This window comes from Dorea sp. AF24-7LB (assembly GCF_003478575.1).
In the GTDB taxonomy this organism is placed as follows: domain Bacteria; phylum Bacillota; class Clostridia; order Lachnospirales; family Lachnospiraceae; genus Dorea_D; species Dorea_D hominis.
Window position 1 is genome coordinate 29,432 of sequence record NZ_QUFR01000002.1, and the last position, 12,889, is coordinate 42,320.

Consider the following 12,889-nt stretch of genomic DNA (forward strand, 5'->3'; position numbering starts at 1 on the left):
TTTTTACACACAGTTATCCCCGCTCCGGTGCAACATATACAAGCGGAATACGAATCGTAAAGGTGGTTCCTTCGCCCGGCTGGCTGAAGACTTTAATCGCTCCACGATGCATAACAACCGCATTCCTTGCAATGGAAAGCCCAAGTCCGGTTCCTCCGATCTCTCTGGAATGGGATTTGTCCACTCGGTAAAATCTTTCAAAAATATGTTCTGTCTCTTCCTGTGCGATACCGATGCCGGAGTCCGCCACTTCGATGTTGCAGAACTTGTGATCCGCATTCAGTGTCACGTGAACCCATCCGCCTTCCCTGTTATATTTGATCGCATTTTCCACCAGATTCGTAATCGCAAGCGACAATTTAACTTCATCAATTTCTGCCGTAACCGGGCGGAAACTCTGGTACACAACCTCCACATTCTGTTTTGTAGCAATCGGGCGCAGACGTTTCAATATCTTCTCCACAAGTTCATTCATGCTGACAGACTGGATATTCATATTGCTTGCTGTCTTGTCCATCTTCACAAGCGACAGCAGGTCATTGATGATCTTATTCTCTCTCTCAATCTCTTCTGACAGATCACCCATGAATTCCCGGTACAGTTCTGTCGGTACATTCTCCTGAATCAACAGAGAATCTGCCAGCACTTTCATAGATGTCAGCGGGGTCTTTAATTCATGTGACACATTTGATACAAATTCCTGCCTGGAATCATCCTGCGCTTTCAGACGTCCCAGCATCTTGTTAAATGCTTCTGATAAAATCTTCGTTTCTGTATATGCATTTTCATGCAGATAATCAGCATGGTATCCTTCCGTAACCGCCTCAATCCGCCTTGTGATCCTCTGGAACGGACGCACCATTAAGAATCCAAGACCGATTGCAAGCACAAGCACAATGATCACTGCAACAACTGCAACAACATTTGCTTTGCCGCCAAGCACACCCTTACTTTCCGCAATGGAATCCGTGGACACACTTACAAGCATTACACCAATGACTTTCTCTTTCGCTGCATCCATGATCGGCGAAGTTACCTCTATATAACGATTTTTTGAATCGTAATAAGTCGTTCCTTTTCCGCTCATACATCCGGTAACATCACCGGATACGATCCTTTTGCCCTCGTCCATATCATACGTGTCTTTCAGAATATAATATGCCTGATCGATAAGCAGCACTCTTCCATTGTAAATATTGGATAATTGTGTAATCTCTGCGTTCATAGCTTCCGTTGTGACTACTTTTGGATAACCGCCCTGACTGAGCTGGTTACAAAGAATGGTGCATTGATTCTGTATCTCGGCAGTCCGCACCTCGACCGCTCTCTTCTCATAACTGGTCAGAACCACCGCCTCCATGATCACTGCCGGTATGATTGCAAATAATACCAGCAGACTGATAATCAGGAAGCGGAGACTCTTCCATGTTTCTGTTTTTACGTATCTTCCAAATCTAACCTTTAAAATAATATCCCACTCCCCATTTTGTATATACATATTTCGGATCACTCGGATTCGTCTCGATCTTCTCACGCAGTCTCCGGATATGTACGTCTACCGTTCTTGCATCTCCCGGATATTCATATCCCCATACAATATTTAACAGATTCTCTCTGCTGTATACTTTGTTCGGATTCATAGCAAGAAGCTCCAGTAGGTCAAATTCCTTTGCTGTCAGATTCGTCTCCTGCTCTCCGATCACAACTCTCCTGCTCTCACAGTCGATCTTCATCTCACCTTTTACAATGATCTTATCATCTTCGCGCTCCGTCTTCTTCCTTCCTGTACGTCTTAAAATAGCTTTGATCCTTGCTTTCACTTCCAGAATATTAAATGGCTTGGTTATGTAATCATCGGCACCGTATTCCAGTCCGAGGATCTTATCCATATCGTCTCCCTTTGCCGTCAGCATAATGATCGGAACATCCGAATATTCACGAATCTGTCTGCATACTTCAAATCCGTCATACTTCGGAAGCATCACATCCAGAAGCAGGATATCATATATATTCTCTTTTGCAAGTTTCAGTGCTTCCTCACCATCGTAAGCACAGTCTACTTTCATGCCCTCCTGTTCCAGACTGAAACGAATCCCTTTTACTATTAATTTTTCATCATCTACAACCAGAACTCTCTTATCTTCCATTCCTGCTCTCTCCTGTTACTGTCAGCTTCCGCTTATTTCTGTCTCTTTTTATTGCTATATCTCGATCTGGTCTTCCAACTTTCCATAAATTCCGTCTTTGATCCCTTCGACTTCCTTCAACTGTTCTTTTGATCCAAATCTTCCTTTTATCTCCCGGTACTTTATGATTGCCTGCGCTCTCGCCTCGCCGATCCCGGTCAAAGTCATCAGCTCTTCTTTTCCCGCCGTGTTAATATTGACTTTACCGGAAGTTCCCTGTGCGTCTGTACTGCCGGAACTGCTGCCACCCTCTGCTACTCCTTCCGTTTTTTCTGAAGCACCGTTATTATTAGTTGCTTCCTTCTTTGACGGAATATAAATCTGCTGTCCATCCTGCATCTTCTCTGCCTGGTTCACAGAAACGGATGCCGCCTTTCCTGTCAGACCTCCTGCGAGCCGGATCGCATCGCAGATCCTGCTGTCTGCATCCAGCCGGTACACGCCGGGATGCTTTACCTGACCGCATACATATACGCAGATCTCACCCGAAGATACTTTCTCATCCTCGTCATCTGCCCCTGACTGCTCCCTCTGTCCGGCAGTTTCATTCTTAGCATCTTCTGACAATTCTATTTCTTCCAGCGCACTTTCATTTCCTGTGTCCTGCTGTCTGCCAATACCGGAACAGCCAGTCAGGCAGGTAAATATTATGAACCACACAAGTAAAAATCTTCTGTTATTTTTAAAAATCTTCCTATGCATATTTTGCCTCCACAATGGTCGGAACTGTGAATCCCCTCATATGCCTAGATATACTTATATTACTATTTCCACTGAAAAATTGCAACTCCTATAAGTGCAATTCCCATGCCGATGGCTTTGCGCCACACAAATGGTTCTTTCTCCACTCCGAACAGTCCCATAAGCTCGATCACATAAGCTACGATCAGCTGTGCGATTACAATAAGAAGCGCTGCCTTCGCCGGACCGAGCTGTGCCATACTCTTAATCACCGTCCATGTGATCCCGGCACCGATCACGCCTCCGAGGAGCAAATATTTCGGTTCGACTTTCATAAGTGCACCTACCGGATTTCTTCCCGTTACCAGCCATGCAATGAGACAGATGATAAATGCACTGAACTGCACCCATCCGTTACTCACCCACATTCCCACGGTTTTCGTCACCTGTGTATTAAAAACGCCTTGCACACTCATCAATGTTCCCGATAAAACAGCAATCAAAAAACCAGTCATTATCCATACCTCCTGCTTATGCAGATACTATGTCCAACAACTGGCCTTTTATACCTTTTTTTATATTTCTGGCTTGATTTTTCCAGATCTGATTTACAGAATCTTCTCAAGAACTGCAATCATCTCATCCACATGCTCTTTTTCAATGATAAGCGGTGGAACGAAACGCAGGACATCTGCGCCTGCACCGATCACAAGCAGTCCTTCTTTCAATGCTGCATTTGTCACTTCACCAAGCGGTTTTGTAATCTGGATTCCCTGCATAAGTCCGGTTCCTTTCACCGCTTTTATGCAGTCACATTTCTCCTTTAACGCTTCTAACTTTTCTGTCAGATATGTGCCCATTTCTTTTACATGTGCGGTCAGATTTTCTTTTTCAAAGATTTCAACCGTCTTGCTCACTGCTGTGCATGCCAGTGGATTACCTCCATAAGTGGTTCCGTGATCTCCCGGCTCCAGTGAATACTCTGCAACTTCCTCTGTCATGGCAAATGCACCAACTGGGATACCACTTCCGATCGCTTTTGCCATTGTCATAATATCCGGTTTGATGCCGTATCCCTGCCAGCAGAACATTTCTCCGGTTCTGCCCATACCACACTGTACTTCGTCACAGATCATAAGGATTCCTTCTTTATCGCAAAGCTCGCGGATTCCTTTCATAAATTCCTCTGTTGCAAGATTGATACCGCCCTCGCCCTGCAGCGGTTCTAAGATAATCGCGCAAGTCTTGTCTGTCACCAGTGCTTTCACACTGTCCAGATTGTTGTATTCTGCAAAAGACACCCCCGGTACAAGCGGGCCAAACGGTTTTCTGTATGCGTCATGTCCGGTTACAGATACTGCTCCGAAACTTCTTCCATGGAAAGACTCTTTCATGGCAATAAATTCATAACGTCCGGTTCCTTTTTTATATGCATATTTTCTCGCTGCTTTCAGTGCACCTTCCACAGATTCCCCACCGCTGTTCGTAAAGAAAATACGATCCATCTTCGTAATCCGTTTCAATGCTTCTGCCGCTTTTCCACACACGGTATTATAATACAAGTTGGACGTGTGACACAGCTTGTCGATCTGGACTTTCAATGCCGTATTCAGCTCTTCATTTGCATAGCCAAGAGAAGAAACCGCATAGCCGGCTGCAAAATCCAGATATTTCTTTCCTTCTATGTCATACAGATACACGCCTTCGCCGTGTTCTAAAACAACAGGAAACTGATTGTAGGTGTGCAGTAACGCCTCGTTTGTTTCTTTCATATATTCATTCATCGCTTATTCTCCGTGATAATATCTCTCGTCAATATCATTCTTGATCGCAGTTCCGATACCTTTATTTGTAAAGATCTCCAGAAGCAGACAGTGCGGAATCCTTCCGTCCAGAATATGCACTCTGGATACACCATTTTCAATGGCGTCAATACAATTATGAAGCTTCGGTAACATTCCGCCTCCGATAAATCCATCCTCCATCAGTTTCTTTCCTTCTGATACATTCAGTTCAGAAATCAGAGTTGATGGATCTTTTGGATCTTTGTAAACACCCTCGATATCTGTCAAGAACGCAAGTTTCTCTGCATTGATTGCTTTTGCGATCGCGCATGCCGCGTCATCCGCATTAATATTGTAAGTATTAAAATCATCATCCAGACCAATTGGTGCAATGATCGGAAGAAAATCTTTCTCCAACAGATCGAAAATAATATCTGCATTGACTTCTTTTACATCACCGACAAATCCGATATCTTCTCCGTCTGCGTATTTCTTGTCTACTTTCAGTAGCCCGCCGTCTTTTCCACTGATACCGATTGCTCTGACGCCAAGACTTTCTACAAGCTGGACGAGACTTTTATTTACCTTTCCAAGCACCATCTCAGCCAGTTCCATTGTATCGGCATCTGTCACACGAAGTCCGTTGATAAAATGAGGTTCCATGCCAACTTTTCCAACCCATTTGCTGATCTCTTTTCCACCGCCGTGTACGATGATCGGTTTGAAACCAACCAATTTCAAAAGTGTAACATCCTGAATGACTCTTGCCTTCAGTTCCTCATCTACCATGGCGCTTCCGCCATATTTTACAACAATTATCTTACGATTAAAACGCTGGATATATGGAAGTGCCTCTATCAGTACCTCTGCTTTATCCAGATATTTCTGCATTGATTTTTCCATCTGTGTCTCCTTCCCTGGCTGTAATTTTTGCTTTTTATCGAATCATCTGTCTCGCTTTAAATTTCATAATTATTGTCGTATTAACTACGGTAATCTGCATTGATCTCAATGTATCCGTGTGTTAGGTCACATCCCCATGCGGTTGCTGTTTTCTCACCCATCTTCACATCAGCGATTGCTGTTACTTCTTTCTCAGACAGGATCTTAGTAGCTTCTGCTTCGCTGTAATCTACGGCAGTACCATTTTCAATGATCTGGATCTTTCCTGCTGCACTTTCGAAGAATAAATCTACTTTCTCCGGATCAAACTGTGCTCCGGAATATCCCATTGCGCAGAGGATTCTTCCCCAGTTCGCATCATGTCCTGCGATTGCAGTCTTTGTAAGATTGGAGCAAACGATGGATTTGGCAAGTGTCTTTGCCTGCTCTACGCTCTCGCAGCCAACTGCTTTTACTTCAAATAATGCTGTTGCGCCTTCGCCGTCTCCTGCAATCTTTTTAGCCAGATATTCGTTGATCGTATGTAAGGCTTCTGCGAAATTTTTATAATCTTCTGTTCCGTATGTGATCTCCGGATTTTCAGCCAGTCCATTTGCGAGAAGGACAACGGAATCATTGGTAGATGTATCTCCGTCTACAGAAATCATGTTATAAGTATCTCCGACATCTTCGCTTAATGCTTTCTGCAACGCGTCTTTTGTAATGACTGCATCTGTAGTAATAAATGCAAGCATTGTGCACATATTCGGGTGGATCATTCCGGAACCTTTTGCCATACCACCGATTGTAACTGTCTTGCCACCAACTTCAATCTCGACTGCAAGTTCTTTCTCATAAGTATCGGTTGTCATAATCGCTTTGGCTGCTTCTGTACCATTTTCCTGAGAGTCATTTTTCTTCTCAGCCAGTACTTTAATTCCTGCTGTCAGCTTATCGATCGGGATCTGTTTTCCAATTACACCTGTAGATCCGATCATAACACCGTCTGCTGCCACACCAAGTGCTGCTGCCGCTGCATCTGCAGTGTCTTTGCAGTATCCAAATCCTTCTGCACCGGTACATGCATTGGCAATTCCTGAGTTTACGATAACTGCCTGTGCTTTTGCACCGCTCTTTACAACCTGCTGATCCCATTTTACCGGAGCTGCCTTTACAACATTGGTTGTAAAAGTTCCTGCTGCCACGCATGGCACCTGGCTGTATACCAATGCCATATCTGTTCTGTCTTTATATTTAATTCCTGCTGCTGTACTTGCTGCTTCAAATCCTTTTGCTGCGGTTACGCCGCCTTTTACCTGTTTCATCTTTCTTCCACCTTTCTTTTTTGTTCTCGTCTGCCGGTTCTTCCATCTATAATTCCCACAGATTATTATTCGCCATATCTGTATGAAACTGCTTACTGTATGAAGGCTGTAATATTTGCCTCATTCAGTGTAAAATCATAATAATTCAAATCTTCTCTTTTTGTCCAACCGATTTCTTTCCAGAATGCATTACCGATATCGTTCTGTGTAAATGCGATCAGGGATACTTTGTTGATTCCTTCTTTTTTCAGTGCCTCCATCGTAAATACAACCATGGCTTTTCCGATGCCCTTCATTCTGTGGTTCACATCTACACATACATGGTACAGACAGCCTCGTCTCCCATCGTGCCCACAGAGAATTGCTCCAACGATTTTCCCATCCTCTTCTGCAACTACACTTGTGGTTGGATTTCTCTTCAAAAACCGTTCCACACCTTCTCTGGAATCATCCACACTGCGGATACCAAAGCCCTTAATGCTCATCCAGAGTGCGTGCACCTGGTCAAAATCTTCTATTTTCATTACTCTTATATTCATCTATATTCTCTACTCCTCTGTCTGTATTTTCCGTTGGGGACAAACCGGCAAAACAATTCGTTTGCACCTGTCCTTATGGGAACATTGGAACCAGTTCTAATCCCTCCGTCTCCGGAAGTCCGAACATCAGATTCATGTTCTGTACTGCCTGTCCGGCTGCACCTTTTACCAGATTGTCGATCGCGCCCATCATAATGATACGGTTTGTTCTCGAATCGATCTTAAAGTTGATATCAACGTAATTGCTTCCTTCTACCCATTTTGTCTCCGGGCACACATCTTTTGGAAGCACACGGACAAATTTCTCATCTTTATAATATTTATCATAAATTGCTTTAACCTCTTCATATGTCACTTCTTTTTTCAGTGTTGCATACTCTGTGGCAAGGATTCCGCGGTTCATCGGCACAAGATGCGGTGTAAAATTGATCAGCACTTCTTCTCCGGATGCATAGCCTAACTGCTCTTCAATCTCCGGTGTATGTCTGTGGCTTGCCACACCGTATGCTTTCATGTTCTCATTGACTTCACAGAAGAGATTCGGAACCTTCGCCCCTCTTCCTGCTCCGGACGTACCGGATTTGGCGTCTACGATCAAAGTATTCATATCAATGATTCCTTCTTTTGCCAGCGGATACGCTGTCAGGATCGAACATGTTGTATAACATCCCGGATTCGCTACCAGTCTTGCGCCCTTTACATCTTCACGGTTGATCTCACACAGTCCGTATACTGCTTCCTTAATAAACTGTGGACTCTTATGTGCGATTCCATACCATTTTTCATAAGTAGCTACATCCTTGATCCGGTAATCTGCACTCAAGTCAATGATCTTTGTCTGGGCCAAGATCTCCTCTGACATCATCGAAGCACAGAAACCCTGCGGCGTTGCCGTAAAGATTACATCTGCCTGCTTTGCAAGTTCTTCCATATTATCATCCAGACATTTTGCGTCTACGATCTCAAACATGTTGCGATACACATCTGCATATTTCTGATCTATATAACTTCTGGAGCCATACCATACAATCTGCGCATCCTTATGTGCAGATAAAATTCTCACAAGTTCGCCTCCGGCATATCCGGTTGCTCCGATAATTCCCACCTTAATCATATACGTCATCCTCCTGATGTATTTTTATACTTACTAGTTGAACATTCGTGTTTTTTATAGTAAACCCATTTTCGGGAGTTGTCCAGTTTGGGACGGGGCTTTTTTAGAAAATCCCCGTCCCAAACTGAAATCCCCCTGTCCCTTTTTCATTAGTACGTGAATAATTATACAGCTAATGTGTATAATATGCAAGTATTTTCTATTTTTTCCTTGCATATTTATAACATATAGTGTATAGTTAACTTTGCAATCGCAAATAATTAAGCATTTTATAAAAATACATTTCAGGAGGATATACATATGAAAGAAAAAGTAGTACTTGCCTATTCAGGTGGACTTGACACAACAGCAGTTATTCCATGGTTAAAAGAGACTTTCGGTTATGAAGTTATCTGTTGCTGCGTAGACTGTGGACAGGGAGAAGAGCTGGACGGACTGGAAGAGAGAGCTAAAATGTCAGGTGCTTCCAAATTATATATCGAAGATATCGTAGATGACTTTGCTGACAACTATATCGTTCCTTGTGTTCAGGCAAATGCTGTTTACGAAGACAAATATCTGATTGGTACTGCTATGGCTCGTCCGGCAATTTCTAAAAAGCTGGTTGAGATTGCACGTAAAGAAGGGGCTGTTGCTATCTGCCACGGTGCTACCGGTAAAGGAAATGACCAGATCCGTTTTGAGTTAAGTATCCGTGCTCTGGCTCCGGACATCAAGATCATCGCTCCATGGAGAATGACAGACCTCTGGACAATGCAGTCCCGGGAAGACGAGCTTGCTTATTGTAAAGCACACGGAATCGACCTTCCATTCGACGCCAGCCACAGCTACAGTCGTGACCGTAACTTATGGCACATCAGCCACGAAGGACTGGAACTGGAAGATCCTGCATGCGAGCCAAACTATGACGACATGCTTGTATTAGGTGTTACACCTGAGAAAGCTCCAGACAAAGGCGAATATGTTACAATGACATTTGAAAAAGGTGTTCCGAAGACAATCAACGGAGAGGCTATGAAAGTTTCTGACATCATCCGCAAACTGAATGAACTCGGCGGAAAACATGGTATCGGAATCATTGATATCGTTGAAAACCGTGTCGTTGGTATGAAATCCCGTGGTGTATATGAGACTCCTGGCGGAACAATCCTTTACGAAGCACACCAGCAGTTAGAAGAGCTGATCTTAGACCGTGCTACATACGAAGTAAAAGAGCAGATGGCTAAGAAATTATCCCAGGTTGTATACGAAGGAAAATGGTTTACACCACTGCGTGAAGCAATCCAGGCATTTATTGAGAGCACACAGGAATATGTAACTGGTGAAGTGAAGTTCAAACTTTACAAAGGAAATATCATCAAAGCCGGAACAACTTCTCCATACTCTCTGTACAATGAATCTCTTGCAAGCTTCACTACCGGAGATCTGTATGATCACCATGACGCTGACGGATTCATCAATCTGTTCGGACTGCCGTTAAAAGTTCGTGCCATGAAAATGCAGGAAGTAAATGAAAACCAGAAATAAACGTATAATATGAAGATTTAAACTGCTCCGGCAGTTATGATATGCACCCTGTCAAGTAGACAGATCAAATATCTAAAATAAGTGTTCAGTGAAAGACCATACTTCGTATGAAGTATGGTCTTTTTATACACCAAGCAGGATACGCTCTGCTAATTCCATTCTGATTGCGTGACATTAAAACATAAAGTACCATTTTTACTGTTCTACTATAAATAACAATCAAAAACGGTACTTTATAACATTCTTTTAAAATCTATGAAATTGTCCTATCGCTTTCCACGTCCAAGCTGTGCCAGCATAATCCCGATCACTACGTAGAAATCGGCAAGATTCGCAGTCAGGCTTCTAAGCAACTTATGCTTTCCGTCGTAGCCAATATAATCCACAACTGCACCTTTCATGATCCGGTCATATGTATTGCTGATGGCACCTGCTGTTACAAGCGTAAGTCCTGCTTTGCAAAGCTTTCTCCCCTTACAGAGAAATACCTTCACATCTGCCAGAAATATAACTCCTGTTCCGATCAAAGACACTTTCAGAGGCAGTCCCGAATGTTTTTCAAAACTACTGAAGATCAGCCCTTTGTTGTAAAACTTCCTAAGAAGCACTCCGGGAATCTTCGTCTTCTCTTCCCGTTCTTCATCATAATTCTCTTCTATATACTGCTTCACCGCCTGATCGATTCCAAGAAGTCCGGCAAATATACCACCGGCTGCAAACTTTCCCATTATAAAACTCCTTTGATGTGCTGAATCTCCTCTGCAATCTTCTTCATCTCTTCGTCACGTTTTTCAATGGATTCACATACTGCAACATAATCAAGGTCGGAAATCTCCCCCTGTACAAATTTGTCATAAACCATACGTCCCATATCCATAAGATCTCTGTCGTTTGCACGACGCAGAGTGCGCATATCACTTTTCAGTTTCTGTATTTCAATCGTGTCCTCTGTCTTCTTTCCAATATCATTTGCAACATCGGATATCTTTCTTCCTAAATCTTCAAAAAAATCTGCCATAAATCATTCTCCTTCGTTTTCTATAGTCTTCGTAAAGTATCCAATGAATGATAGACATCCATCTTTCCATATCCCCACTGCCGGTTCGGTCGCTCCATCTCCGGAAGATTCTCCGCTCCCAGAATGATAATGTTGCGGATCTGGCTGGAATTCACGCCTTTCGCTCCCGGCTGTTCCAGTATCCATTCGGTAAGCAGCGCCGCCGCACCTGCTGCCACTGCAGTTCCGGCACTGGAGCCACTTCTTGTAACCCACCGGTCTTCCCCTGATGCACCTGTAATACGCACCCCCGGAGCTGTAAAATCCGGCTTTATGAGATTACTTCTAGTATAACCTCTTCCCGAATTAATATCAACCGCATTATCCACACTGTTATAATACGCCACTGTCATTGCATTTTCTATGCTTCCCGGCTCTGTCAGCGTGACATCCGGATTCGCTTCCAGAAAATACACTTCTCCTTCTAAAAACTCCTGCACCGGAAGCCACAAATGCACTTCACCTCCTGCATCTGTCGCGGATTCGATCTCTATTTTCCAGATTCCTGCAACCGGATTTTTAAATTGCATAAATAGAAGCTGAGAATCGTTATTTTCCAGCAACAGCCTGTATTCCACCATAACTTCTGTCCGTTCAAAGGTAAATACAAAATTATAGCGGTAGCCCTGCCGGAACGCCACCTGCCTCGTCCGCTCACCGGACGGGGAAATGAGCACAATCGTAACAACCATCGGAAGCTTCGTCCAGAGTTCTGCGACAAATCCATTGATCCCACTCCCAACTCGAATCTCTGCTGTGACTGGCTGTGACATTTTTTCTGAAATTGTATAAGAAAAATGATGGCGCATGGCAGCTTCATTTCCACCACCAATCACAACACTCCTGTTTAATTGAAGTGCATACTGATCCAGAATCCGCGATAATAGTGTCGTTCCATTATGACCGCCAAAATTCGTTCCAAGCGCAATGCACAGCACGAGCGGAAGGCCTTCATTTTCAGCAAGGTCATTCAGATATTTAAGCCCCGCCATAATATCATTTTCCTGATAACAGACGGCATCCTCCCGGATCAAGTAAAAATCCCGGAGATAATTCTTCGCTTCTTTTAATTTTACAATTCCTAAGATTGCTTCCGGCGCCGCCCCAAGAAACTGTGTATTTACATCGGCATTTCCGGCAGCAATGCTTGCAAGATAAGTTCCATGTCCATTCGTATCAGTGGTTGGAACAATCGACAGTGGATCTTCCGAACGCAATGCTTCATTTAACATTTCTTCTCTATATTCACTTCCGTAATCAAATGCCTTCGGCGCATTGCCTGTCTGAATGGTCTGATCCCAGAGTCCGGCAATTCTGGTGCTTCCATCAATATTTTGAAACACCGGATTCCGATAGTCGATTCCAGTATCCAGAAATCCGATCATAACTCCCTCTCCCATCAGCCGGAGTGTTGGATAATTCTGCACCTGCAGGATTCCTGCACTGTTTAATGCATCATTATTTGTTCCTGTACTGTCCAGAAGTGTATAACAGTTCGGAATGGAATTATACCAGTATTCTTCTATGTTAAGTGGGGATAGCAAGCTTTTATCTACCGAAACACTCTCATAGCCAAAATCCATCTGCTGCCTGCAGTATGAATTCTCCGGTATATTATCTGCCATTTTTCCCCGGTCTCCCGGAAGTATAAAATCCCAGTAATCCTGGGACAGGATCTTCTCTCGGCATGTCATTTTATTCATAAAAAACTGCCTCATATACTTTTTTCTAAGTATATGAGACAGTTTTCATTTTCTATACCTGTCATTTTTATGACATCATATAGTCTGAAAC

At 43.5% G+C, this 12,889-nt stretch carries 13 protein-coding genes; 1 reads left to right on the forward strand and 12 read right to left on the reverse strand.

Going from position 1 to position 12,889, the window contains the following annotated elements:
• Positions 1-13 precede the first annotated feature (13 nt).
• From DWY31_RS02585 to argC, 9 genes are all read right to left on the reverse strand, one after another.
• Entirely contained in the window at positions 14-1,498 is a 1,485-nt protein-coding gene (locus tag DWY31_RS02585) for a sensor histidine kinase (protein ID WP_118519455.1), read from the reverse strand.
• Positions 1,455-2,147 (reverse strand): response regulator transcription factor, encoded by a 693-nt coding sequence (locus tag DWY31_RS02590; protein WP_021860819.1) that lies wholly within the window; start codon positions 2,145-2,147, stop codon positions 1,455-1,457. The genes DWY31_RS02585 and DWY31_RS02590 overlap by 44 nt, the downstream gene beginning before the upstream one ends.
• A gap of 54 nt (positions 2,148-2,201) precedes the next feature.
• Positions 2,202-2,888, reverse strand: a complete 687-nt coding sequence (locus DWY31_RS02595) for a helix-hairpin-helix domain-containing protein (protein ID WP_118519456.1) — start codon at positions 2,886-2,888, stop codon at positions 2,202-2,204.
• Between the two features lie 62 nt (positions 2,889-2,950).
• A complete protein-coding gene (locus DWY31_RS02600; protein WP_118519457.1) occupies positions 2,951-3,382 on the reverse strand; it encodes a DMT family transporter in 432 nt (143 codons plus the stop codon).
• A 93-nt stretch (positions 3,383-3,475) separates the two neighbouring features.
• On the reverse strand, positions 3,476-4,651 hold the full coding sequence (locus tag DWY31_RS02605) for an aspartate aminotransferase family protein (protein WP_118519458.1): 1,176 nt from the start codon (positions 4,649-4,651) through the stop codon (positions 3,476-3,478).
• A gap of 3 nt (positions 4,652-4,654) precedes the next feature.
• Positions 4,655-5,554, reverse strand: a complete 900-nt coding sequence (argB, locus tag DWY31_RS02610; RefSeq protein ID WP_118519459.1) for an acetylglutamate kinase — start codon at positions 5,552-5,554, stop codon at positions 4,655-4,657.
• Between the two features lie 80 nt (positions 5,555-5,634).
• Positions 5,635-6,858, reverse strand: a complete 1,224-nt coding sequence (argJ, locus tag DWY31_RS02615; RefSeq protein WP_021860824.1) for a bifunctional glutamate N-acetyltransferase/amino-acid acetyltransferase ArgJ — start codon at positions 6,856-6,858, stop codon at positions 5,635-5,637.
• Positions 6,859-6,950: 92 nt separating this feature from the next.
• The gene (locus tag DWY31_RS02620; RefSeq protein WP_117536761.1) at positions 6,951-7,397 is read right to left on the reverse strand and encodes a GNAT family N-acetyltransferase; all 447 of its coding nucleotides are present in this window, start codon (positions 7,395-7,397) and stop codon (positions 6,951-6,953) included.
• A 73-nt stretch (positions 7,398-7,470) separates the two neighbouring features.
• Entirely contained in the window at positions 7,471-8,511 is a 1,041-nt protein-coding gene (gene argC / locus DWY31_RS02625) for an N-acetyl-gamma-glutamyl-phosphate reductase (protein WP_117536762.1), read from the reverse strand.
• Positions 8,512-8,811: 300 nt separating this feature from the next.
• Between argC and DWY31_RS02630 the strand changes: the two genes are divergently transcribed.
• On the forward strand, positions 8,812-10,038 hold the full coding sequence (locus DWY31_RS02630; RefSeq protein WP_118519460.1) for an argininosuccinate synthase: 1,227 nt from the start codon (positions 8,812-8,814) through the stop codon (positions 10,036-10,038).
• 266 nt (positions 10,039-10,304) lie between these two features.
• Here DWY31_RS02630 and DWY31_RS02635 read toward each other — a convergent pair whose 3' ends face one another.
• From DWY31_RS02635 to DWY31_RS02645, 3 genes are read right to left on the reverse strand one after another with little or no spacing between them, the layout of a single operon-like run.
• On the reverse strand, positions 10,305-10,766 hold the full coding sequence (locus tag DWY31_RS02635) for a signal peptidase II (RefSeq protein ID WP_118519461.1): 462 nt from the start codon (positions 10,764-10,766) through the stop codon (positions 10,305-10,307).
• Entirely contained in the window at positions 10,766-11,056 is a 291-nt protein-coding gene (locus tag DWY31_RS02640; protein WP_118288214.1) for a hypothetical protein, read from the reverse strand. Before DWY31_RS02640 ends, DWY31_RS02635 begins: the two co-directional genes overlap by 1 nt.
• Positions 11,057-11,076: 20 nt before the next feature.
• Positions 11,077-12,798 (reverse strand): S8 family peptidase, encoded by a 1,722-nt coding sequence (locus tag DWY31_RS02645; protein ID WP_118519462.1) that lies wholly within the window; start codon positions 12,796-12,798, stop codon positions 11,077-11,079.
• Positions 12,799-12,889: the final 91 nt, after the last annotated feature.